Source organism: Gemmatimonadaceae bacterium (assembly GCA_020852815.1).
Classification (GTDB): Bacteria; Gemmatimonadota; Gemmatimonadetes; order Gemmatimonadales; family Gemmatimonadaceae; genus SCN-70-22.
The window spans coordinates 106,154-130,754 of sequence record JADZAN010000028.1 but is presented as its reverse complement, the minus strand read 5'-3'; the positions used below and the strand labels follow the sequence as shown (position 1 = coordinate 130,754).

The 24,601-nt window shown below is 68.7% G+C and carries 20 protein-coding genes; 15 read left to right on the top strand and 5 right to left on the bottom strand.

The genetic code is table 11. The annotated features are described in order from the left end of the window. The first annotated feature begins 28 nt into the window (after positions 1-28). The 3 genes from IT359_15685 (at position 29) to IT359_15675 (ending at position 4,679) form a co-directional block, all read left to right on the top strand. Complete coding sequence (locus IT359_15685; protein MCC6930427.1) at positions 29-2,302, top strand: fused MFS/spermidine synthase; 2,274 nt, start codon at positions 29-31, stop codon at positions 2,300-2,302. Between the two features lie 363 nt (positions 2,303-2,665). Continuing rightward, positions 2,666-3,475 carry a phosphatase PAP2 family protein gene (locus tag IT359_15680; protein ID MCC6930426.1) on the top strand — a complete coding sequence of 270 codons (810 nt, stop codon included), beginning with the start codon at positions 2,666-2,668 and terminating at the stop codon, positions 3,473-3,475. Between the two features lie 94 nt (positions 3,476-3,569). Next, complete coding sequence (locus IT359_15675) at positions 3,570-4,679, top strand: phosphatase PAP2 family protein (protein ID MCC6930425.1); 1,110 nt, start codon at positions 3,570-3,572, stop codon at positions 4,677-4,679. Between the two features lie 54 nt (positions 4,680-4,733). On the opposite strand, the gene IT359_15670 is transcribed toward IT359_15675, so the two are convergent. Then, on the bottom strand, positions 4,734-5,519 hold the full coding sequence (locus tag IT359_15670) for a DUF3108 domain-containing protein (protein MCC6930424.1): 786 nt from the start codon (positions 5,517-5,519) through the stop codon (positions 4,734-4,736). A 230-nt stretch (positions 5,520-5,749) separates the two neighbouring features. Here IT359_15670 and tesB point away from each other — a divergent pair, with 230 nt between their 5' ends. The 10 genes from tesB to IT359_15620 all read left to right on the top strand — a co-directional run bounded on the left by tesB (position 5,750) and on the right by IT359_15620 (position 16,792). After that, complete coding sequence (gene tesB, locus IT359_15665; protein ID MCC6930423.1) at positions 5,750-6,619, top strand: acyl-CoA thioesterase II; 870 nt, start codon at positions 5,750-5,752, stop codon at positions 6,617-6,619. A 33-nt stretch (positions 6,620-6,652) separates the two neighbouring features. After that, complete coding sequence (locus tag IT359_15660; GenBank protein ID MCC6930422.1) at positions 6,653-8,065, top strand: beta-lactamase family protein; 1,413 nt, start codon at positions 6,653-6,655, stop codon at positions 8,063-8,065. 30 nt (positions 8,066-8,095) lie between these two features. Continuing rightward, positions 8,096-8,995: a serine/threonine-protein phosphatase gene (locus tag IT359_15655; protein MCC6930421.1), complete on the top strand. Its 900-nt coding sequence runs from the start codon at positions 8,096-8,098 to the stop codon at positions 8,993-8,995. A gap of 70 nt (positions 8,996-9,065) precedes the next feature. Next, positions 9,066-10,310 carry a Gfo/Idh/MocA family oxidoreductase gene (locus IT359_15650; protein ID MCC6930420.1) on the top strand — a complete coding sequence of 415 codons (1,245 nt, stop codon included), beginning with the start codon at positions 9,066-9,068 and terminating at the stop codon, positions 10,308-10,310. A gap of 10 nt (positions 10,311-10,320) precedes the next feature. Further along, entirely contained in the window at positions 10,321-11,778 is a 1,458-nt protein-coding gene (locus tag IT359_15645; GenBank protein MCC6930419.1) for an alpha-L-fucosidase, read from the top strand. Positions 11,779-11,894: 116 nt separating this feature from the next. Next, positions 11,895-12,290, top strand: coding sequence for a DUF3568 family protein (locus IT359_15640; GenBank protein ID MCC6930418.1), 396 nt, complete (start codon positions 11,895-11,897; stop codon positions 12,288-12,290). Positions 12,291-12,484: 194 nt separating this feature from the next. Beyond that, positions 12,485-13,951 (top strand): amidohydrolase family protein, encoded by a 1,467-nt coding sequence (locus tag IT359_15635; protein MCC6930417.1) that lies wholly within the window; start codon positions 12,485-12,487, stop codon positions 13,949-13,951. A 41-nt stretch (positions 13,952-13,992) separates the two neighbouring features. Further along, a complete protein-coding gene (locus tag IT359_15630) occupies positions 13,993-15,111 on the top strand; it encodes an alkaline phosphatase family protein (protein MCC6930416.1) in 1,119 nt (372 codons plus the stop codon). A gap of 95 nt (positions 15,112-15,206) precedes the next feature. Continuing rightward, entirely contained in the window at positions 15,207-16,220 is a 1,014-nt protein-coding gene (locus tag IT359_15625; protein ID MCC6930415.1) for a hypothetical protein, read from the top strand. 41 nt (positions 16,221-16,261) lie between these two features. Further along, the gene (locus IT359_15620; protein ID MCC6930414.1) at positions 16,262-16,792 is read left to right on the top strand and encodes a hypothetical protein; all 531 of its coding nucleotides are present in this window, start codon (positions 16,262-16,264) and stop codon (positions 16,790-16,792) included. Positions 16,793-16,855: 63 nt separating this feature from the next. On the opposite strand, the gene IT359_15615 is transcribed toward IT359_15620, so the two are convergent. The 3 genes from IT359_15615 to IT359_15605 form a co-directional block, all read right to left on the bottom strand. Continuing rightward, complete coding sequence (locus IT359_15615; protein MCC6930413.1) at positions 16,856-18,193, bottom strand: Gfo/Idh/MocA family oxidoreductase; 1,338 nt, start codon at positions 18,191-18,193, stop codon at positions 16,856-16,858. Positions 18,194-18,283: 90 nt separating this feature from the next. Beyond that, positions 18,284-19,516: a nucleoside permease gene (locus IT359_15610; protein MCC6930412.1), complete on the bottom strand. Its 1,233-nt coding sequence runs from the start codon at positions 19,514-19,516 to the stop codon at positions 18,284-18,286. A gap of 100 nt (positions 19,517-19,616) precedes the next feature. Continuing rightward, positions 19,617-20,252, bottom strand: coding sequence for a DUF1080 domain-containing protein (locus tag IT359_15605; protein ID MCC6930411.1), 636 nt, complete (start codon positions 20,250-20,252; stop codon positions 19,617-19,619). 293 nt (positions 20,253-20,545) lie between these two features. Here IT359_15605 and IT359_15600 point away from each other — a divergent pair, with 293 nt between their 5' ends. Then, entirely contained in the window at positions 20,546-22,018 is a 1,473-nt protein-coding gene (locus tag IT359_15600; protein ID MCC6930410.1) for a M48 family metalloprotease, read from the top strand. 24 nt (positions 22,019-22,042) lie between these two features. Further along, positions 22,043-22,972, top strand: coding sequence for a cation transporter (locus tag IT359_15595; protein MCC6930409.1), 930 nt, complete (start codon positions 22,043-22,045; stop codon positions 22,970-22,972). Positions 22,973-23,024: 52 nt separating this feature from the next. Here IT359_15595 and IT359_15590 read toward each other — a convergent pair whose 3' ends face one another. After that, a complete protein-coding gene (locus IT359_15590) occupies positions 23,025-24,593 on the bottom strand; it encodes a carboxypeptidase regulatory-like domain-containing protein (GenBank protein ID MCC6930408.1) in 1,569 nt (522 codons plus the stop codon). Between the last annotated feature and the right edge of the window lie 8 nt (positions 24,594-24,601).

Below are 24,601 nucleotides of genomic sequence, written 5' to 3'. Positions count from 1 at the left end.
TCGCGCTGCGCTCACTCCACCCCGCCCCATGCCTGTAGCGGCGAACGCCCTCGTGGCCCTGTTCGCGGTCGCCACCTTCCTGAACGCGGCGCTCCTGTTCGTGGTGGAGCCCATGTTCACCAAGCTCGTGCTCCCCTTGTTAGGCGGGACACCAGCGGTGTGGAACACCTGCCTCCTCTTCTTCCAGGCGGCGCTGCTGGTCGGCTACCTGTATACCTACCTCACCACGCGATGGCTCTCCGTGCCCCGGCAGGCGGTGCTGCACGTGGCACTGCTCGCGCTGGCGGCCAGCACCCTTCCCATAACGATTGGCGCGGTTCGCCCCCCCACGAGCGGGACGGGCGCCGCGATCTGGTGGCTCCTCTCACTCCTCGCCACCACGCTGGGTGCGCCATTCGTGCTGCTGGCGGCAGGGGCGCCGATGCTGCAACGATGGTTTGCCGGGACGCGGCATCGCCTGGCAGGGAACCCGTACTTCCTCTACGTGGCCAGCAACCTGGGGAGTTTTGCCGCACTCCTCGCCTATCCCACGCTCATCGAACCCTCGTTGCGGCTGGGGGAGCAGGGGGTGCAGTGGGCGTGGGGCTACGGCGTGCTGCTCGCCCTGCTGGCGACCGCGGGTATCGCGGCGTGGCGCGCCGGTGAGAGCTCGCGCTCGCCGGCGGATGCGCCCGCGAACGCGAATGAAAGCACGGATGCTCCATTGGGCAGCGAGACCGCCCCCACAGGCAGACTAGTCGCCACCCGCGTCCCCACCCTCGTCCCCACGCGCGCCTGGCGACTGCGCTGGGTCCTCCTCTCCTTCGCCCCGTCGTCGCTCCTCCTCGGCGTCACCACGTACCTCAGTACCGACATCGCCTCGGTCCCCTTCCTGTGGGTTGTCCCGCTGGCGCTGTACCTCCTCACCTTCGTCCTGGTCTTCGCCCGGCGCCCGCTCCTCAACCGGCGGCATGTCCTCTTCCTCCAGGTCTTCCTGGCCCTGGGGCTCATGCTCAGCATCGGCGCCAACCCGGCGTCGCATCTCGCGGCCGTCGCCACGTTGCACCTGGTGACGTTCTTCGTGATGGCGCTGGCCTGCCATCGCGAGCTGGCCGATGCCCGCCCGCGCGCGGAGTTCCTCACCGAGTACTACCTCTGGATCTCGCTCGGCGGACTGCTGGGCGGCGTCTTCAACGTCCTGCTCGCCCCCATCCTCTACGACAGCGTCATCGAGTATCCCTTTGCGATGATCGTGGCGCTGGCGCTGCGCCCCATGTGGAACACCGTGGGGTCGCCGCGGCGCGCGGCCATCTTCGATGTCGTCGGCCCGCTCCTCATCCTTGGTGTCGTCGTCCTTGGCTCTGATCTCCCCCTCCCCTCGGGGAAGTGGGGCGACTACACGCTCTATGCCTTCCTCGGCGCCACGGCGCTGGCAGCGGCAACGTTCTACAAGCGGCCGTTGCGCCTCGCCCTGGGCGCCGCCGCCCTCTACCTGGGCACCGACCTGGGACTCCGCGCCGAGAGCGATACCATCTACCAGGGGCGCTCCTTCTACGGTGTGTACAGGGTGCGTCAGTACTCGCAGTTCCTCGTCCTGCAGCATGGCACCACCACGCACGGCGGACAGGCGCGCCTCGCCAGCCGCAAGAAGGAGCCGCTCACCTACTACCACCGCGAAGGACCGTTGGGCGACATCTTCCGGCTGGCGACCGACAGCACGCGCGCGCGCGACGTGGCGCTGGTGGGGCTGGGAACCGGGACCACCGCCTGCTACGCGCGAGCCGGCGAGCGCTGGACCTACTACGAGATCGACCCGCTCGTCGTCTCGCTGGCAACCCATCCGCAGCTGTTCACCTACCTGCGCCTGTGCCAGCCCGATGTCCGCATCGTGCTCGGCGATGCGCGCCTCTCGCTGGCCGCCGCCCCCGACTCGTCGCTCGACCTCATCGTGCTCGACGCCTTCAGCTCGGACGCGATCCCCGTGCACCTGATGACGCGCGAGGCGCTGCAGCTCTACACCCGGAAGCTGCGACAGGGCGGCGTCGTCGCCTTTCACATCAGCAATCGGTACCTGGAGCTGGAGCCCGTCCTGGTGGAGTTGGCGCGCGACGCTCGCCTGGCCGGCGCCTCGGGCAACCGCGACGTGACCGAGAAGGAGAAGTCGCAGTTGATCTACGCCTCGCGCTGGGTGGCGATGGCGGCGAGCGCCCACACGCTGGCCCCCCTCGTGCGCGACGCGGGGTGGTCGGTCCTGGCCCCCTCTGCCAGCTCCCGCGTCTGGACCGACGACTACTCGGACGTCTGGCACGCCCTCAAGAAGTGACCCCGCTGCGTTCTTAGCGCTTCCCCAACCTGTGCGGATCGGGGAGGGGGGCACACCTGGTGTCTCCCCTCACAGGGAATGAGCGACCGGTAGCGCGGTCCATCGGGCGAATTGACGTGCAGCTGGTGCCCGGCGTCTGATCTGTGCTGGGGGAGGGGGGCGCGAGGGGACGGGATGGTAACCGTCATGTGGCGGCTGACCCCTCGCGGATCGTCCCTTGTTGCCGCAGTTTGTCCCCGCCTCGTTACCGGCTGCGGCATGCGTGCAGCCAACGCACCGATGGTCGCCGGCGCGCCGGTGCGCGGCGCCTGCCTGGAGCCGTCGCCCTTCCTGAGATGGTGAGTACCTCTTCCCGGAGGATGGATGTCGCGATTGATGCGTGCGGTCGTTCTTGCTGGCGGCATGTGCTTCGCCCAGTCGGTCTCCGCACAGGCGTCGATCCTTGCCCTCCGCGGGCTCGGGTTCAGCGGCGACTCCATCCGCCAGGTGCAATCCGGGCTGCAGATCGACCCGCCGGCCATCCTGTCGCTGCACGCGCTGTCGGTGGCGCGCGGCGCCCCGCGCTTCGTGCGCAACTCGTTCCTCGCGGTGGGCGCATCGGCCGCCGTGTCGCTCATCGACGAGCCGGTGATGCGCGAGATCGGGCGCTTTCGTTCCCCTGACGGCGCCACGCGCCGGGCGTCGGTGCTTTGCGCCTCGCTCGGCGGATTCGTCCCCCTCACCGTGGGAACGCTCCTGTGGGCCGGCGGCGCCGTGACCGGGCACGACGTGGTGGAGCACATCGGGATGGAATCGACGCAGGCGGTGATGCTGAGCGGTGCCCTCACCATCGGCATCAAGGGACTCGTGGGGCGCTCGCGCCCCAACGCCTCGCCCAACGATCCCGATCAGTACTACCCGGGGCGCGGCTTCTTCGACGCCCGCCGGTCGTCGTTCCCCTCGGGACACACGAGCGCCGCCTTCGCCCTGGCCACCGTGCTCTCGCGCGAGTTGTCTGGGCGCTATCCTTCGAAGAAGTGGCTCATCCGCACCACACTCTACGGCGCCGCGGGGACCGTGGGGCTGGCGCGCATGTACCAGAACGCCCATTGGCCCAGCGACGTGGTGACCGGCGCGGCACTCGGCACGTTGAGCGGGATGCAGGCGCTCTCCTGGCACGCTGGCGGTCGTTAGGCCTCACTCGAGCAGGACAGCGGTGCGCATGACGCGCGGAGGCAGGCAGGATGAACGGGACGCGCGTCGGTGCTGGCTCCAGGTGGCGGCTTTCATGAAACGCCGCGTGCTTCTCTCCCGCCTCGTCACCGCCGGACTTGTCGCCGGAGCCACCGCCGGTGCGCAGAATCCACCGCCCGACACCGGCGTTGCATCTGGCGCGCGCGTCGTGGCCGATTCGCTCGAAGCGTCGCGCGCGGCCGCCATTGGTGCGCCATCCGACACCCTCCCCCGGCGCCCCACCAACGTGCGCGGCAGCGCGCAGCGCGTCGACCTTGGCGTGCACGGCGTGTACGAGTACCGCCGGCCGGTGCGCCTGCGCATGCTGCGCGAGATCCCGCCCACGGTGGGGGGGACCTTCACGCTCGGCCTGCGCCCCTCCAACCTGGCCGAGTGGGGGGTGGTGGCGGTGAGCACCGCCGCGCTCTATGCCGCCGACGACTACCTGGTCGACAAGACGCGCATGGTGGCGCGGCACGTTGGCCTCCCGCCCAATCACCCCTCCATCAACGTGCGCTTTGCGGGGATGAAGCTCCCCATCCCCAGCACGCTCGGCTCCGCGCTGTACTTCCTGGGCGACGGCACCACCGACCTCCTCGTGGCCGGCGGTTTCCTCGTGCACGGGATGCGCAACGACGACCACCGCGCGCGCACCACCGCCAGCGAGATCACCTCGGGGCTGGTGTCGCTCGGCGTGTACACGCAGTTGCTCAAGCGCTCGTTTGGCCGGCAGACGCCCAACGAGGCCACGCAGCCGCGCGGGCGCTGGCGCCCCTTTCCCAGCCTGGGCGACTACAACGACAACGTCCCCGCCTACGACGCCATGCCTTCGGGGCACATGGCGGCCGCGATGTCGACCGTGGAGATCGTGGCCCTCAACTATCCGGAGAAGAAGTTCGTGCGCCCGTTAGGCTACTCGCTGATGACCGTGCTCGGCTTCGCGATGGTCAACAACGGGGTGCATTGGGCGAGCGACTACCCGCTGGCGCTCCTGATTGGCGGTGGCGTGGCGCGCGTCACCGTGGCGCGCGGGCGGGCGCAGCTGTCACCGGGGGGGAGCGCCTCGGAGCTCGCGCCGACCCCAACACGCGGAAAGCGGGGCTTCACCTGGTCGCCGCTGGTGACGCCGCGCGCGGTCGGGCTCTCGGTCGGGTTGCCGTACTAGCGGCTTCGGCGCGGCGTCACTCCTCCGCGCCGCTGGCTACCCCGCCACTCGCCCTCAGGGCGTGGCGCCTTGCGAGAACTCGCGGAGCTGCAACGAGATCGTCCCGAAGACGACGTGCGTCTCCATCCGCACCATCAGCCGCCGGTCGTCGTCGGTGAACCAGATCTCGGCGCGTCCGTTCTTCGAGAAGACCCCCTTGGACTTGATGATCGGCTTGATGACGATCGTCTGGAACGTCCCCGCCGGCACCGTGAGCGATTCCTTGCGCGCCGTGATGACGGTGACAGGGTTGCGGTCGGGGATGAAGTAGCGCGGGAAGTCGTACTGCTTTCCCACTTCCAACGGTTGGTTGCGCACGAAGAAGATGAACGCCCCCTCGTCGAGCGGGTTGGTCACCGTGGGGAACTCCCCCTTGCCCTGCTCGCGATAGACGCCGCGCTCGGGAAAGATGTCGTAGACCCTGGTGCGTTCGCGCTTCCCCTCGACCGTCGCCTGCCGATGCCGCAGCGAGTTGAACGTCTCGACGTCGATCCAGCTCTCCAGCACGTCGTGCACGCGATAGCCGGGAATGCCCCCGGTGATCTCCAGCTTCGTGTGCCACACCTTGCGCCCGCGAACGGTGTCGAGCCCCACCACTTCCATGCGCGCCGTCCCGACGTTGAACAGCCCGAACTTCACGTCGTAGACCATGCTCTCGCCGATCCCAAAGGCGAGCGCGCGCGCCACGCTCCCCGTCGCCGGCGGCTGCGCGGCAAGCGGTGCCTGCGCGGCCAGCGGCCCCTGCGACACGACGGCAACGCCTCCGGCCACGATCAGCGATCGCAGGCGGTGGCGCAGCAAGGATGTCGAAGGGGCGGACCGCATCATGGCTTCCTCAAGTTTCGGCGTCGCAATCTAAACCCTTACTCCGGGGGATAGACTGCGGTTCCCACGCGCGGACAGACACCGCACAGGCGCTCGCCACCGACGACCTCCCAGTGTGCGCCGGCTGGCTCGCACGGGGCGTGGCGCGCGAGCGGGGGCGGTCGGTATGTTCGCCATCGACCTCCCCGAAATCCTCACGCCTCGCCATGTCATCCGCGACCGAAGAACTGCTGGCCCTGCTCGACCTCGAACCGCTCGAGGTCAACATCTATCGCGGACGCAATCGCAACCTGGGGACGGGACGCGTCTTTGGCGGGCAGGTGTTTGCCCAGGCACTCGTCGCCGCGCGGCGCACCGTCGAGGGAGAGCGCGAGGCGCACTCGGTACACGGCTACTTCATCCTCCCCGGCGACCTGGCCGCGCCGATCGTCTACTTCGTCGACCGCCTGCGCGACGGCAACTCGTTCACCACGCGGCGCGTGACCGCCATCCAGCACGGGCAGGCGATCTTCAATCTCTCGGTCTCGTTCCATGTGGATGAACCGGGGATGGAACACCAGCAGCCGATGCCCGAAGTGGTAGCGCCCGACGAGTTGGCGCCGGAACTCTCGCTCATCCGCGAGATGGCGGACCGCATCCCGGAGTCGCTGCGCCCGGTGCTCACGCAGGACCGCCCGATCGACTTTCGCCCCGTGACCCCCAACGACCCGTTCGATGCCGAGGTGCGGCCGGCGTCGCGACAGGTCTGGTTCCGCGTGATTGGCAGGCTCCCCGACGACCAGATCATCCATCAGGCCGTCCTCGCCTATGCGTCGGACTACGGGCTTCTCCCCACGGCGCTCGGTCCGCACGGCGTCGCCTTCCGGTCGCGATCGTTGCAGATCGCCTCGCTGGATCATTCGGTGTGGATGCACCGCCCCTTCCGCACCGACGAGTGGATGCTGTATGTGATGGACTCGCCGGCTGCCGCGGGGGCGCGCGGCTTCGTGCGTGGCTCGATCTACACGCAAGGCGGAGTCCTCGTGGCGTCGGTCGCGCAGGAAGGGCTCATCCGCATTCGCGCCCCCAAGGGATAACGCGCCTCCCACCCGTACACGCACCGGTTCGCCATGTCATCGCCCCATTCGCGCTCGCACCCGATGGCCAACGTTGCACCTGGCGCCTCCGCGCGGCGATGCGCCGGCGCCGCACGCCACGCTGCGGCATTCCTTGCCTTGGCGTCGGCGCTCGCGCCGCTCCTGGCGCGACCGGCAACCGCGCAGTCGGCGTCCACGGCCAAGGGAGAAGCGACGCGTCCGTTCTGGCGTCCCGCACAACCGGCAGCCGCAAAGGGAAGCAACGGCTTCTCGGCCGAGCGCCTGGCGCGCATCGATCGCTTCCTGCAGTCGTTTGTCGACGAGCACAAGGTTGCGGGCGCGGTGGCGCTCGTGCTGCGCAACGGGCGCGTGGCGTACGAGAAGGCGGTGGGGTGGGGCGACATGGAGGCGGGGCGCCGCATGACCCCCGACGCGCTCTTCCGCATCGCCTCGCAGAGCAAGGCCATCACCAGCGTGGCGATCATGACCCTCGTCGAGGAAGGGAAGATTGCCCTCAGCGACCCGGTGTCGCGCTACCTCCCCGCCTACGCGCGCACCACGGTCGCCGTCAAGGTTGACACCGGCGTGGCAATTGTCCCCGCCAGGCGCGCCATCACCATCCGCGACCTCCTCACGCATACGGCCGGGATCTCCTACGGGACCGAGTCGCACGTGGCCAAACTGTACGAAGCGCGTGGCCTGGGCCCCGCCGCCGGCTTCGGCTGGTACACCGCCGACAAGGACGAGCCGGTCTGCGAGACGATGGAGCGCCTGGCGTCGCTCCCCTTCGTGGCCCAGCCGGGTGAGGCGTGGGTCTACGGCTACAACACCGACATCCTGGGGTGCGTGGTGGAGAAGGCGTCGGGGATGGCGCTCGACGCCTACATCGCCGACCGCATCACCGCCCCGTTAGGCATGACCGACACCTTCTTCTACGTCCCGGCGGCCAAGCGCAACCGCCTCACCGCGGTCTACGGCAGCGGCGGCGACGGGACCGTGGTGCGCGCCGCCGATGGCGCCCGCGGCCAGGGACACTACGTCGACGGACCGCGGCGCTCGTTTGCCGGTGGCGCTGGGCTCGTCTCCACCGCGCGCGACTACGCCCGCTTCCTGCAAATGCTCCTCAACGGCGGCGAACTGGACGGTGTACGCATCCTCGCCCCACGCACGGTCCAGCTCATGACGACGAATCTCGTTGGCACCCTGCATTCCTCCGCTGGACTCGGCTTCGGACTCGGCTTCGAGACGACCGATGCTTTCGGCGCGAATGGCCTCAGCGCACAGGGGACGTACGGCTGGGGCGGAGCCTACGGCTCGTCCTATCGCGTCGACCCCAAGGAGAAGCTGGTCGTCGTCTTCATGGTGCAGCAGATTCCCAACCGTACCGACATCCGGGATCGCTTCCCCACGCTGGTGTACCAGGCGCTGGTGGGGACCAGCCCGTAGTGCGCCCCGCGCCAACCAATGGAGACGGCCATGGCGACCAGTGAGGAGCACGCCATCGAACTCGGCGTCGTCCGCAAGCCGCGCGACGACGAGATCGACGTCTTTGGCCTCACGCACCCCGGCAAGGTGCGCCCGGAGAACCAGGATCACTTCCTGGTGGCCTCGCTGCACCGCCAGATGCGCGTGCACCTCACGTCGCTCCCCGAAACCAGCGGGACGACGCGCGAAACGGATCGCCTCGCCTTCCTGGCAATGGTTGCCGATGGCGTCGGTGGCGGAATGGCCGGCGAGGAAGCGTCGCGCTTCGCACTCGACGCCGTCTCGCGCTATGTGAGCGACAGTGCCCAGTGCTTCTACACCGCCGATGCCGGCGACGATGAGACCTTCCGCCGCACGCTGGAAGCGGCGGCGTTGCGCGTACACGAGGAGCTCAACGCACGCAGCGCTGCGCTTCCCGGGCGCAAGGGGATGGCGACGACGCTCACGCTCTATCTGGGCGTCTGGCCCCGAATCTACCTGCTGCAGGTGGGCGATTCGCGCTACTACTTCATGCGCGACGGCGTCCTCACGCAGGTCACGCGCGACCAGACCATCGCGCAGGAACTCATCGACATGGGCGTGCTGACCCGCACCGACCAGAAGATCGCACGCTTCTCCAACGTGCTGGCCAGCGCGATCGGTGGCGAGCAATCGACGCCGGTGGTGACCGGTGTACAGAACGAGTGGGGGATGGTGCACCTGCTGTGCAGCGACGGCCTCACCCGCCATGTGAGCGACGAGCGCATCCGCGATCGCCTCCTCGCCATGACCTCGGCGCGCGAGGCGTGCAACGCGCTGCTGCAGGACGCCCTCGATGGCGGCGGCCGCGACAACATCACGATCCTCGTCGGCCGAGCCATCCGCCGCACCACCCCCACCGCCACCCCATAGCACTCCCCCAACCTCCCGCCCCCCCCCGCCCCCCTCGTCTTCTCGTCTTCTCGTCTTCCCGTCTTCTCTCATGTCCCTCGGCGTGGCTTTCGTAGGCTCCGGCTTCATCACGCGCTTCCACATCCAAGGATGGCGCGGTGTGCGTGACGCCGATGTCCTCGGCGTGTGGAGCCCCAACCATCGCAGCGCCGCCAGCGCCGCGTCGCTGGCCCGTGAGCTCGACGTCGGCGCCGCCCGCCCCTACAAGAGCATTGCGGCCATGGTCGCCGACCCGGCCATCGACGCCATCTGGCTCTGCGGCCCCAACCACGCGCGCATCGAGAACGTCGAGGAAATCGTCGACGCCATCGCCCGCGGGAAAGGGACGCTCAAGGGGATTGCCTGCGAAAAACCGCTGGCGCGCAATGTGGCCGAGGCCAAGCGGGTGAAGGCGCTGGTCGAGTCGGTCGGGCTCATGCACGGCTATCTCGAGGACCAGATCTTCGCGCCGCACGTGTCGGCCGGGCATGCGCTGCTCTGGGCGCGCGGCGCCGCCACCACCGGGCGCCCCTACCTCGCGCGTGCCGCCGAAGAGCACAGCGGACCGCATACACCGTGGTTCTGGCAGGGGAAGCTGCAAGGGGGCGGGGTCCTCAACGACATGATGTGCCACTCGGCGCTCGTCGTGCGGCACCTCCTCACCAAGCCGGGCGAGTCGTACCGCACCGTGCAGCCGGTGCGCATCACCGCGCACATCGCCTCGCTCAAGTGGAGCCGCCCGCCGTACGCCAGGCACCTCAAGCAGACTTTCGGCAAGGCGGTCGACTATCGCAACACCCCGTCCGAGGACTTCGCCTCGATGACCATCGAGTTCGAGACCGCCGACGGGCATCGCGTGATTGGCGAGGCCAGCACGTCGTGGTCGTTCGTCGGCGCCGGATTGCGGCTGTCGGCCGAGCTGCTGGGCCCCGAGTACTCCATGAAGTGGTCGTCGCTCGACAGCGGGTTGCAGCTCTTCTTCTCGCGCCAGGTGACGGGAAAGGCGGGCGAGGACCTGGTGGAGAAGCAGAACGCCGAGCAGGGGGTCATGCCGGTGGTGCCGCAGGAGTACCACGCCTATGGCTACACCGACGAGAACCGCCACTTCGTGCGCGCCTTCCTGGGAAAGGAGAAGCCGCGCCTCACCTTCGACGACGGCATCGACGTGGTGCGCATCCTCATGGCGGCGTACCAGAGCGCGGAGATGGGGCGCACGCTCGCCTTCCCGCCGCGCGGCATCGACGCGTTTGTCCCCGCGGTGGCGCGCGGGGCGTGGAACCCGGCGGCGGAAGGGTAGGGGCGCACGGATGGATCGGCGCGACTTCCTCATCACCGCGGGTGCCGCGGGCGCGGCCGCGCTTGGCACCGGGGCCCTGCACCGTGGCGCTCGTGCGCGCGTTGCGCCTGTCGGCGCCGCGTCGCGCGCCGCCCGTCCGGTCCCCACACCGGCGCAGCTCGCCTGGCAGCGCGAGGAGCTCTCCCTCTTCACCCACTTCACGGTCAACACCTTCACCGACAAGGAGTGGGGCGACGGCACGGAATCGCCGTCGATCTTCAACCCGTCGCGCTTCGACGCGCGCGCCTGGACCCGCGTGGCGCGCGAGGCGGGCTTCGGGTCGCTGATCCTCACCGCCAAGCACCACGACGGCTTCTGCCTCTGGCCGTCCAGGCGCACCAACCACTCGGTTGCATCGTCGCCGTGGCGCGACGGGAAGGGCGATGTGGTGCGCGAGGTGGCCGACGCCTGCCGCGCCGATGGCCTCAAGCTCGGAGTCTATCTCTCGCCGTGGGACCGGCACGAGCCCAGCTACGGGAGCGGGGCGGGCTACATGGACTTCTACTGCGCACAGTTGGAGGAACTCCTCACGCAGTACGGGCCGGTGGCCGAAGTCTGGTTCGATGGCGCCAATGGCGAGGGACCCAACGGGAAGCGCCAGGCCTATGATTGGCCGCGCATTCACGCCCTGGTCCGCCGGCTGCAACCCGGCGCCGTCATGTTCTCCGATGCCGGCCCCGACGTGCGCTGGATCGGCAACGAGAAGGGGGTCGCCGGCGAGACGTGCTGGAGCACGATCGACCCGGCGAGCGTCCCCTATGCGGGCTACGATGCGCCGGGCGTCGGCGAGTTGCTGCAGCGCGGCGATCCCCATGGCAGCGTCTGGCGCCCCGGCGAGACCGACGTCTCCATTCGCCCCGGATGGTTCTGGCACCCCGCCGAGGACGACAAGGTTCGCTCCGCCGACAACCTGATGGAACTCTACTTCACGTCGGTGGGGCGCAACAGCAAGCTCCTGCTCAACCTTCCGCCCACGCGCGACGGGCTCTTGCACTCGGCGGATGCACGCGCGCTGGCCGCGTTTGGGGCGCGGCGGCGCGCCATGCTCTCGCGCGACCTCGCACGCGGCGGGCAGGTGCGCGCCGGGGGGCATGACGCCGGCGCCGTCGTGAGCGGCGATGGCGCACGCTGGTGGACCGCCCCCGACGGCGCGACCGAGGCGACGATCGAACTCGTCCTCCCTCGTCCCGTGAGATGCAACGTGTTGCGATTGCAGGAACCGATCGCCCTGGGGCAGGTGGTGGAACGCTGGTCGCTGTCGCTCCAGGAGGATGGCCGCTGGCGCGAGGCCGCGCGTGGCACCACCATCGGCTACACATGGTTAGCGCACCTCGAAACCGCGCGCGCCGATCGGTTCCGGCTCACGCTGGCGTCCACGCTGGGTCCGCTGCGGCTCTCGACCCTCGCCCTGCACCTGGACGCACCGTAGCTCGCGGTGCCGAGCCGGGCTCCAATGGCCGGGGCCGCCTAACGCCTCGCCAACCGGGCACGCCCATGCGGCCATGGGGTATGTCGAAGGGGAACCCCTCACCCATGGAGCCGTGTATGCGTCCCCGCCTCATCGCCCTTCGACTCGTCCTGGCCAGCACACCTATCGCCCTCAGCGGCTGCTTTCTCGCGGCCGCGGGGGCGGGCGCCGCCGGCGCCATCGCGTACACCAACCGCGGTGCCTCGTCCGAAGTTGGGGGGACCGTGGACCAGGTGTTCGATCGCGCGGTCACCTCGTTCGGCCAGAACGGCGTCGCCGAGACCGGGCGCAGCATCGAGGACAACGGCCGCAAGCGCCGCCTGCTGGGGAAGAAGGGCGAGCAGGATGTGACGGTCGAGCTCGAGCGCGACACAGAGGCCACGACGAAGGTCGAAGTCATCGCCAGGAAGAACGCCGTCGACTACGACAAGGAACTCGCCAAGACGATCCTGAACGGGATGCTGGCCAGGTAGCGATCGGCGGAGGGGCGCGACCCGTGCGCGCCGCAGTCGCGCGCGGCAGGTGCGCGCGGTAGGTGCGCGCGGTAGGTGCGCGCGGTAGGTGCGCGCCGCAGTCGCGCGCGGTAGTTGCGCGCCGGGTTTGACCGTGACCGTGGGGGAGCGATAACGTCTCGCGTGCGCTCGCACCGTCCCCCACGCATCCCCTCATGCCTCGAATCACCTCGCGCTCCCAATCGCCCTTTGCCCTGCGCGCGCTGATCGCGCCGCTCACGCTGGCCGCAGTCATGCCGTGTGCTCCTGCCGGCGTGGCACTCGCCCAGCGCCCAACGCTCTCCGCCAACACGCGCCAGTACGTCGCCGTCGACACGTCGCTCCTCGCCCTAACCAACGTGCGCGTGATCGATGGCACCGGTGCGCCGGCGCGCGACGCTCAGACGCTCGTCATCCGCGATGGGAAGATCGTCGCGCTCGGGGCCAGCGCCTCGACCCCCATCCCCAGCGGGGCGCTGGTGCGCGACATGACAGGGAAGTCGGTCATCCCGGGGCTGGTGATGGTGCACGAGCACCTGTTCTATCCCACCGGTCCCGGGGTGTACGGCAACGTGACCGAGTCGTTCTCGCGCCTCTACCTGGCGGGCGGCGTCACGTCGATGCGCACCGGCGGCAACATGAACGGCTACGGTGAGCTGAACATCGCGCGCGCCATCGCCCGCGGCGACAAGCCGGGGCCGTGGATCGACGCCACCGCGCCCTATCTGAATGGCGCCAATCCCTTTGGGCAGATGCGATCGCTCGAGACGCCCAACGAGGCACGCCGCTTCGTGAACTGGTGGGCCGACCAGGGGGCGACGTCGTTCAAGGCCTACATGCAGATTCGCCGCGACGTCCTGGGCGCCGCCATCGCCGAGGCGCACAAGCGCGGGATGAAGGTCACCGGGCACCTGTGCTCGGTCACCTACCGCGAGGCCGCGGCGTTAGGCATCGACGACCTCGAACACGGCTTCCTCGCCTCGACCGACTTCGTCGCCGACAAGAAGCCGGATGAGTGCCCGCGGCAGGGCGGGATCCCGTCGCTCATGGCGCTGGAGCCCACCTCGCCCGAGTTCACCGCGCTGGTGGCCGAGCTGGTGAAGCGGAAGGTGGCGATCACCTCGACGATGACCGTCTTCGAGACCTTCGCCCCCAACCGTCCCATGCCGCCGGGGATCGACGTCCTCACGCCGCAGCTGCGCGAGCAGTTCGAGCAGATGCAGGCCAACCTGGCCAAGGCCCCGCGCAGCATCTACGCCACTGCCCTCCCCAAGGGGATGGCGATGGAGGTCGCCTTCGCGCGCGCCGGCGGGCTGCTCGTCGTGGGCACGGACCCCACCGGTGGCGGTGGGGTGGTTGCCGGCTACTCCAACCAGCGTGCGCTCGAACTCCTGGTCGAGGCGGGCTTCTCACCGGTGGAGGCCATCAAGGTCGGGACGCTCAATGGCGCCACCTACCTTGGGCGTGCCGCACTCACCGGCTCCCTCACCGTCGGCAAGCAGGCCGATCTCGTCGTGATCAACGGCGACCCGTCGGCGCGCATCGGCGACGTGCGCAACGTCGAGTTGGTCTTCCGGCAGGGCGTGGGCTACGATCCGCAGAAACTCATTGCCTCGGTGAAGGGGAAGGTGGGGCTCTTCTGATGCCGCTTCCCTTTAGGCCAATCGACAGGTCAATCGCTCGCATGCGCATCTCCCGCCTCATCGCCATCGTCGCCGCGTCTGTCACGCTGTGCGCGCTTCACGCGCGCGCCGCCGCGGCGCAGCCCCGCACCCGCAATGTCGTCCTCATCGTCACCGACGGGCTGCGCTGGCAGGAAGTGTTCACCGGCGCCGAGCGTGCCCTCGTCAGCCGCAAGCCCGGTGGGGTGCGCGACACCACCGCCCTCCTCCGCGACTTCTGGCGCGACACGCCGGATGCGCGCCGCGAGGCGCTCCTCCCCTTCCTGTGGGGAACGGTCGCCAGGCAGGGCGTCATCTACGGCAATCGCACCAAGGGCGGCGACGCCCACATCACCAACACCATGAAGTTCTCGTACCCCGGCTACAACGAGATCTTCACCGGCGCCTTCGATCCGCGCATCGACTCCAACGACTATCCGCCCAACCCGAACGAGACGGTCTTCGAGTGGCTTGCCTCGCAACCATCACTCGCGGGGCGCGTCGCCGCCGTGGCCACGTGGGATGCCTTCCGGCGCATCCTCAATCGCGATCGCGCCCGCTTCCCCGTGCTCGACGGATGGGATGAACCCTTCGCCAGCGTCCGCACCCCGACGGCGCGGATGCAGTTCGTCGACGAGTGGTACCGCAGCTCCGTCCGCATGTGGGAGAACAACGCCTTCGATGCACCGATGCAGATGGCGGCCAGGGAACTCGTCGCCAGCCGCAAACCGCGCCTCCTCTTCGTTGGCTATGGCGAGACCGACGAATGGGCGCACTCGGGGATGTACGACCTCCTCCTCCGCTCCGCGCACCAGGTGGACGCCTTCATCGGCGAGCTGTGGAAGACGATGCAGGCCATGCCGCAGTACCGCGGCACCACGACCTTCATCATCACCACCGACCACGGGCGCGGGAGTGGCCCCGACGCGTGGCGCGACCACGGCCAGGACGTCGACGGGGCCGAGCACATCTGGATGGCGATCATCGGCCCCGACACGCCGGCGTTAGGCGAACGCACCGCCGGAACCCCAGTCACCCAGTCGCAGGTGGCCGCCACGGTCGCCGCACTACTCGGCCACGACTGGAACGCGCGGAACCCGAGGGCCGGCCAGCCCGTGCGCGAGGCCATCGTGCGGAAATAGCGCAGCGAGTGGCGCGGCCGGGTACACCCGGCGGACGGTGTCTGGTTATCGTCCATCGAGCGCGCATCGCGCCAGCTCCCTCCCGCCACTCGCCCGTGCCTCTCATCAATCCTCGCGTGCGGCGCGCCGCCTCGAAGCTGGCTGCCGCCGCCGTTATTGCCGCCCCCCTCGTCAGCGCCGGCTGCCTGGCCGGTCCCTCGACCGCGATAGGCGGCGGTCCCATCGGGAGAGCGCCGTCGCTGCGCGAGACCGAACTCCTCCCGGTCCCCGACTCCACCCGCGGCGTCGGCTTCATTCTGTTCTCCAATCGGCGCGACCTGGTGGAGGAGACTCGCGTCGAACTCAACGCCGCCGCGCGCGCCTACGATCGCCTCTTTGGCGAGCGCCCCGCCGAGGCGGTCGTTCGCCTGGAGAGCGACCAGCGCGCCGTCCAGGTCTCCGTGCGCGTGGGGGCGCGACAGCTCGCGCCATTCCCGGTCTCGCTGCGGCGCGACGACGGTGGACGCCCGCGAGTCCCCGAGGCCATGCACGTGGCATCGGCGGTGGTGCTGGCCACCGCGCGCGAGTGGATGGCAAGTCTGGTGCGCGACCTGGTCCCCACAGACAGCTCCACCCTCGGCTGGATGTCGCGCGAGTCGGTCCCGGCGTGGTTGCGCCTGGGGCTGCTGCAAGGGGTGGCCGAGTCGCCCGTGCACGAGCTATGGCTCACGCAGCTGGCGCTGCAGCGCGACTCGCTCCCGTCGGTTGCGGAGATGTGGAGCGCCGGCTCGTGCGACGCCGCATGCCTGGCGCCCTTCGTGCGCGATGGCGACGCCGGGGGACAGCCGCCGCTCGAAGCCTCGGCGCGACTGGGTGGGCGCCTCGGGCGTGGCAGGCTCCCGCCGCTGGAAGGACGCATGCGCTACGCGGCGGCGACGTACTCACTGCTCCAGTTCATTTCCAAGCGCGAGGGCCCGGACTTCATGAGGGACGTAGTGCGCACCGCGCTCACCGGCGGGAACGTGATTGGCGCGCTCGCCGCGGCGCGCTCCTTTACGGCTGATCCGTCGGACATCGATCGCCAGTGGCGTGTGTGGCTGGCGCCGTTTGCGTATCCTGATCGGCCGTAGGGGTGGTTGTTGTGGGGATGTAGGAAGTGAATATTGGCGCCATGCGACCCCGCATCCCAACACCAACAATCCGTCGCACCACCATTCGCCCCCTGGTCACAGCTCTCGCGATGATGGTGGCGGCCAATGGATGTGCGGCGCCCACGCCCCCCGCCCAGGGCACCGTCCGCCTGACGGTCACGCATCCAAATGCCGCCAAGGTCGGACAAGGGACAAACTTTACCGTGCGCGTCATCAACGCCGGCCAATCGGGACGCGTCCTGAACTACTCCGGATCGACCCCCGATACTCCCGATCTCGACGTCGTCATCACATCCAACAGCACGAATGCAGTCGTCTGGCACTCGCTCAAGTCGCCATCCGTCGTCCTCATCTCGCACGCGCGCACACTCGAGCCGGGCAATGATTGGGTGCTCGATGTGCGCTGGGACGGGCGCAACGACACTGGCGCGATAGTTCCCGCGGGCGTGTATCGGGTGACGGCCTCGCTTCGTGGAAGCGCTGCCACTAGCAGCGCGGAGAACGCGGATCCGCTGGAGGCCACGCCAACCGTGTTGACGGTCGCGCAGTAACAAAGCGGGCGGCGCATTCGCGCCGCCCGCTTTGTCTGCCATCCTCCGACCGCAGGTGGGACGTTACAACGACCACCCGCTGCGATACGTCGGCATGATCCACTCCGGCGGAATCCCCCCCGTCTTGAGCACGCCGGTCGCCGGGTCCAGCTCGATCGTCCGCCCCGAGCGCACCGCCAGGTTGCCTAACACGATCATCTCGGTCAGCGGCCCCGCATAACCCGCGAAGTTCGAACCCGGCTGCCCACCACCCCGGATCGCCGTGGTGAGCTCCTTGTAGACCCCTTCGGTGCGCGCGTACTTCTTGGCGGGCATCGCCTTCACCAGTGCTGCCTGCCTGGCCGGATCGCACAGCTCGGGGTTCTGCCCGTAGGTGCCCGCAATGAGCGTCCCCTTGTCGCCGATCCACAACTGCCCGCCGTCGGCATCGGGGACCCAGTCGCGCGCCATCCCCCATTCCTCGGGGCGCGGCGGATACAGGCTCCCGTCGCGCCAGGTGAGCGTGACGGCGGGACGTCCGTTGGCGGCCGGGAACTCGTACGTGATGCGCGACATCTTGGGAGCCGTCTCGGCAAAGAGCCCGGTCGACTCGGGAATCACGCGCGTCGGGTACTTGAGCCCCAGCACCCAGAACGAGGCGTCCATGATGTGGCACGCCATGTCCCCCATGGCCCCCGTCCCGAAGTCCCACCAGCCGCGCCAGTTGAAGTGCGCGTATCCCGGATGGAACGGACGCTCGGCGGCCGGGCCTAACCAGAGATCCCAGTCGAACGTTGGCGGGACGTAGTGCATCTCGGTGGGACGCGTGATGGCCTGTGGCCAGATGGGGCGATTGGTCCAGAACTCCACGCGCTGCACCGTCCCGATGAGCCCCGCCTCGACCATCTCGCGGATCTGGCGGATCCCCTCGCCGGCATGCCCCTGGTTCCCCATCTGCGTCGACTGCTTGGGCCGGCGCGCCGCCTCGTCCTTGAGGGCGCGCACTTCACCCACCGTGCGCGCCAGCGGCTTCTGGGTGTAGACATGCTTTCCCGCTTTGAGCGCCATCATCGTGGCCGGCGCGTGCGAGTGGTCGGGGGTCGACACCGCCGCCACGTCGAAGTTCGCCCCCTCCCTGGCAAACAGCTCGCGATAGTCCTTGAACAGCTTGGCCTGCGGGAAGGCGCGCGCGGCGCGCTCCAGGTTGCGGCTGTCGACATCGCAGAGCGCATACACGTTCTCGTGCGCGAACCCCTTCACGTCGTTGAACCCCATTCCGCCCACGCCTATGCACGCAACGTTGAGCGTATCGGACGGCGCGCGGTGTCCCTTGCCCAGCACGTGGCGCGGAAGGATGGTGAAGGCGGCAACGCTCGCCGCGGTCTGCTTGATGGAGTCGCGACGGGAGATGGAATCACTCATGAGAAGACGAGAAGACGAGAAGACGAGAAGACGAGAGGACGAGAAGCCTGACCTAGCGAAGGCTGGGGACGAGGGGTCGTGGCGGCGCTGTTATGCGGCCGCGCCCTGCGTACGCGGGCGGAACAGGAAGAGGAAGATCACGAACACCACGGCGGCGCCGAGGGAGGGGACGAGCCAGATCCCCGGCCAGTCGTGCACGACCTTGAGACAGTCGGTGGCGGTGTCCGCGCACGAGGGGTTGGGGGTCGAGTACTTCCCCACCACGGCGCCCGAGACAAACGCGCCAATGAAGTAGCCCACCCCGTTGGTGACGAAGTTGATGAAGCCCTGTGCCGCGGCGCGGATCTTTGGTCCTGCCTTCTCGTCGGTGTAGATCTGCCCGCTCACGAAGAAGAAGTCGTAACAGATGCCGTGCAGCAGGATCCCGGCGTAAATGAGCCACATCCCGCTCCCCGCGTCGCCATTGCTGAACGCCAGGTAGCGCAGCGCCCACGCCAGCATCCCGGTGAGCATGATGACCTTGATTCCCAGGCGCTTGAGCGCGAACGGGAGGAGGAGCATGAAGCCGATCTCCGACATCTGCCCGAAGGTCTGGATGAAGGCCGGCTCCGGCGCGCCGATCTCGTTGAGGAAGGGGTTGGCGAACGAGTAGTAGAACTGCAGCGGGATGCAGAGCAGGAACGAGCCTAACGTGAAGACCAGGAAGTCACGATCCTTGAGGAGCTGCAAGGCATCGAGCCCGAAGGCGTCGCGAATGCTGAACGGTGCCCCGGCCCCCTTGGGCGGCGTGTGCGGGAGCAGGAAGGCAAAGAGCCCCATCAACGCCGAGGCGCCGGCGGCCACGAGCATCGGCGTGGCGAGGGCGTCGGCCTTGAGCACCTTCCCGATCACGATTCCCGCCACGATCCAGCCGATGGTGCCCAGCACGCGGATCAGCGGGAAGTCGTTCGCCGGATCCTTTACGTGGTGGAACGAGATGGAGTTGGTGAGCGAGAGCGTGGGCATGTAGCACAGCGCGTAGGCGATCAGGAGCGGATAGAACGTCCCGAACGTCGTCTGCTTCGACACGAGGTACATCAGCGCCGCCCCCGCCAGATGCAAAATGGCCAGCAGCTTCTCCGAGGCGAAGAAGCGGTCGGCCACCATCCCGACAAAGAACGGGGAGACCAGCGCGGCGATCGCCGTGGCGCCGTACGCCAGGCCAATCTGCGCATCCTCGAAATGGAGTCCCTGCCCCAGGTAGGTCCCCATCGTGACAAACCAGCTCCCCCAGATGAAGTACTGGAGGAACATCATGAGCGAGAGGGAGAATCGCGTGGACATCCGGTGGGAGTGGTGAAGGATGAAGGGGAAGCGCCACAGCGCAGGTGCATCCATCGATCAGCGCGCGGTGGGAACGATTGCACCCGGGCGCGCGATACGCTCACGTCAGCGGACGAATGCGGATGTTGCGGAACTGCACGCGGTCGCCGTGGTCCTGCAGCCCGATGTGCCCCTTGCGCGACAGCCCGTACGACGGCCACTGCGCGAACTTGCTCCCGGCAACACGCCGCTTCCAGTCGTCGCTCCACATCTCGTAGGCGAAGAGCTGCTTCCCGTTGAGCCAGTGCTCCACGTGCGCCCCCCGGGCCACGATACGGACGGCGTTCCACTCGCCCGCCGGCTTGGCCGCGTCGGCCGGCGCCGGATACAATCCGTAGTTGGCCCCCGCCAGCGTCAACGGCGTCTTGTTGTCGGGATGGCGCACGTTGTCCAGCACCTGCATCTCGGTCGCGTTCTCGAAGATGCGCTCCGTCGACTCGGTGGCGCGGTAGAAGATCCCGCTGTTCCCCACGGAATCGACCTTCCACTCCAGCTCCAGCTCGAAGTCGGCGAACTGGCCGTCGGTGATGATGTCACCCCCCTGTCCCACACGCGTGATCGCCCCGCCCACCACCTGCCACCCGGCCGGCACCGACTTCTGTCGGTAGCCACGCCACCCCGCCATCGTCTTGCCGTCGAACAGCGATACCCACGCCCCCGCCTTCTCCTGCGCCTCCAGCGGCTGCGGCACGCTCATGACCACGGCTAGGGCCGCCAGCACGGCCACGGTGCAAAGACTCGAGGCGCCGACCCTACGGACGGCGCGAGGGGTACGAGAGAGATGCAGCATGTGAGCAACGTCGTGGTTGGGACGGGTTCGGGAGGCCAACGTAGGACGCCAGTCCCGAAAGGGGAAGGGCGCTTCCACGGCGCTGCCAGGGCGCGACACGCGCGCCCAAGTCTCGACGGCAGCCACCTTCCCGGTTTCCTTTCAACACGGCAAACCCGCTCGACCCGGATCGCACCGGGCCACCCGTTCGCACCCCCGCCATGCCCATCATTCGCCGCCACCGTCCCCGCGGCCTCCGAGCGGCCCTCGCGCTGCTCGCCCTCTCCGGCGCCGCCCTCGCCGGTCTCGCCGCGTGCGCCGTCAATCCCGCCACCGGGAAGCGCGAACTCTCGCTCGTCAGCGAGTCGCAGGAGATCCAGATGGGGCTCGACGGCGCCAAGGCCGCCGCGGCCCAGATGGGGATCTACCCCGACAGCAACGTGCAGCGCTACGTGAACTCGCTGGGACAACAGGTGGCGAAGAACGGCGAGCGCCCCGGCCTCCCCTGGTCGTTCACCGTGGTCGACGATCCCATCGTCAACGCCTTCGCCCTCCCCGGCGGACCGATCTTCGTCTCGCGCGGCATCCTCACCCACATGAACTCCGAGGCGCAGCTCGTCTCGGTCCTGGGGCACGAGGTGGGACACGTCACCGCCAAGCACTCGGTCTCCCAACTCTCCAAGCAACAACTCCTGGGCGGGCTCTTTACGGTAGGAATGATCGTGCGCCCAGAGCTGCAGCAGTTCAGCGGGATCGCCTCCCAGGGGCTCGGACTCCTCTCCCTCAAGTACGGGCGCGACGACGAGACGCAGGCCGACGGCCTGGGCTTTCGCTACATGACGCGACTCGGCTACGACCCGCACGAGATGGGAGAGATGTTCAAGACGCTCGAGCGCGTGAGCGGCGGCGGGAATCGCGGCACCCCGGAATGGCTCTCCACGCACCCCGACCCCGGCAACCGCGTGGCGCGCACCGCCGAACGCATCGCCGAGGCAGGCCCCACCGTTGCAGCCGCCAAGCGCATCGAGCGCAACGTCTTCCTGCGCACGCTCGACGGAATGGTCTTCGGCGACGATCCGCGACAGGGCTACTTCAACGCCGGCGCCTTCCTCCACCCCACGCTCAAGTTCCGCTTCACCCTCCCCAGCGGGTGGAAGGCGCAGAACACCGCATCGGCCGTGATCACCGCCAGCGCCCAGGGCGACGCGCAGATCGTCCTCGAGCTCTCGGAGAACGCCGCGCCGCAAACGCTCCTCTCCCAGTTCCTCGGCCAGCAGGGAGTGAAGGCGGGGGCAACGAGCACGAGCGCGATCAACGGACTCCCTGCGGCAGTGGGGCAGTTCAGCGGACAGACGGAAGACGGCACGGTGCTCGCCGGATACGTGGCCTTCATCCAGCTCGACGGAAACACCTATCGCTTCCTCGCCATCACGCCGCAGCAAACGTTCGGGACGTACGATGGGGCGTTCCGCGGAACGATCGGATCGTTCGCGCGCCTCACCGATCCCGCGGCGCTCGCTGCCAAGCCGATGCGCGTGCGCCTGGTCTCGCTCCCGCGCGCCATGACGCTGAACGACTTCAACACGCAGTATCCCTCGGCGGTCCCGGTGGCGACCATCGCGCTCATCAATGGCGTCGATGCAACGGCGTCCATTCCGTCGGGAACGCTGGTCAAGCGCGTGGTAGTGGAGTAGCGCGCCAACGCTACGTCACGACCCATGACGGAATCATCGCTACCGCACGCCGCGCCCTCCCCAGCGGCGGGGCAGCCTCATCGCGGCATCCAGACGGCCCAGCTCGGCCTCCTGGTCAACACCGTGCTGGCCCTCGTGAAGTTCGTCGCCGGGATCCTCGGAAACTCGTACGCCCTGGTGGCCGACGCGGTCGAGTCGACGTCCGACATCCTCTCGTCGGCCATTGTCTGGGGCGGGCTTCGCATCGCCTCGCGTGAGGCGGACGACGAGTTTCACTTCGGTTACGGAAAGGCGGAGTCGCTCGCCGCGGCCATCGTCGCCCTCCTCCTCCTCGCCGCCTCCATCGGGATCACGATCGAGGCCGTGCGCGAGATCCGGACACCGCACCATGCGCCGGCTCCGTTCACGCTCGTCGTCCTGATCGTCGTGGTTCTGGTCAAGGAGACGCTCTTTCGGCGCGTCTTCCAGGTGGGCAACGAGGAAGAGAGCACGGCGGTGAAGGCCGACGCATGGCATCACCGAAGCGACGCCATCACCTCAGTCGCCGCGTTCGTTGGAATCTCGATCGCCTTGTGGAAGGGAAAGGGGTGGGAGTCGGCCGATGACTGGGCCGCGCTCGTCGCCGCGATCGTCATCGCCATCAACGCCCTCATCCTCGTGCGCCCCGCCATCTTCGACCTCATGGACCGGGCCCCCAACCCCGAAGTGGTGGAGCGGGTGCGACTCGCCGCGCTCGGCGTCCCCGACGTACTTGCCGTGGAGAAGCTCAAGGTGCGGCGCGCCGGCACCGGACTGCACGTCGACCTCCACGTGCAGTCCGAGCCCACCCTCTCGCTGCACGATGCGCACATCGTGAGCGGCAAGGTGAAGAGCGCCATTCGTGGCGCCGTCCCCAAGGCGCAGGGGGTGCTGATCCACATGGAGCCGTACGAGGGAAAGCGCCGGAAACAATGAAGGGCGGCCCGCATGTGGCCGCCCTTTATCACGTTGAGACTTGCTGTCGACGCTACTTCTTCCCCAGCGGCCGGTCCACGCGCGTCTTGCTCCACAGCACCACCGCGGCGCATGAACTCTGGCCCGGTGCCTGGAACTGCGCCGGCACCGAGACGCCGTTGTACACCTCGATGGCCGCGATTTCGTTAGGCGGCAGGATGCGATCCACGTCGCCGGGGAAGACCGCCTCGAACGGCGCGCCGTCCACCCAGTACTTGACGCAGCTTCCCGTGACGGCGCGTGCGCTCTCCACGGTGTAGTCCATCCCGTTGCCGGAGGGTACCACACGCAGCCCCGGGATCGAGCGGAAGACATCGGTGAGCATGTTGGGGGCGCGCTTGAGGATCTCGTCGCCGTCCAGGAAGTAGCCACCCCCCACCTTCTTGCGCGTGGAGAAGCCGACCTTCTCGAGCCCCACCTCGCGATCGGCCTTCACGACGATGGTGTTCATCACCTGCGCGGCGCGCGTCATCTTCACCTCGAGACGCGTGGGGGCGCGCGTCGACAGGTCGACGGCGCGCTCCTCGGGGGCAAAGCCGATCTGTCGCACCACCACCGACTGCGTCCCCGACGGCAGGTTGGCAATGGAGAACTCACCGTTCTCCTTGGTGAGCGTTGCACCCGGCGTCCCGATCACGTCGACGCGCGCCCCGACCACCGCGGCGCCCGCGGCATTGGTGACGCGCCCGTTGAGGACGGCGTTCCCCGTGTGCAGGCGCGCCGCGGAGAAAGTCGGCCCGGTGGCCGCTTCCTTCTGTCGCTTGAGCGCCAATGAGTCGTTGGCGGCAACGACGGTGTTCGCGTTCCCGATGCGAAGGCCCTGCACCACCAGCGGCGTCCCCTCGGCCTTCACGCGTACCTCCGAGGTGGTGACCCCCTTGAGGATCGCCTGCAGTGTTCCCTCGAAGTTGGCCGGAAGCCCGCAGATGCGGAACACGCCGTCCGCACCGCTCAATGCCTCGCGCACGCGCGGAATCTTTCGCAGCCCGGCATTGAGCGACATCTCGAGCCACGCTACCGAGACGCGCGCCCCTTCCACCGGGTGATCGTCATCGGCGTCCAGCAGGCGGCCGATCACGGCCCCTGGCCCCAGGTTGCGCCTGGCGGCCGGGCACGACACCTCGACCAGCGTCTGCGACGACGGAATGGACAGCGTCATCATCTCCGCCGAGCCGTCCTTGAGCTCGAACGGCGCCGTGATCATGGCAATGCCCAGCGAGTCGAGCACGATGTGGTCGACCTTGAGGCGATGCGTGCCCGGCGGGATGCTGTCGATGCGGAAGACACCACGCTCCGTGGTGATGGCGAGGCGATCGGTCCCCTCGATGCTCACCGTGGCCGCCGAGAGCGGGACACCGTGCAGCGAGTCGAAAACGGTGCCGGTAATGGATGCGATGGCGATCTTCGGCGCCGGCGATGCCTCGACTTTGGGGGCGGCGGCGCTATCGCCCTTCTCGCCCCCCGCCTTGGGGGCGACGACCGGTGGCTTGGCGGGCGCCTTTCTTGGCGGCGTGCGCTGCTGTGCCCCAAGCGCTCCCGCGCCGAGCACGAGGACGGACGCCGCTACCAGCAGCGGCGCCATGCGACGAG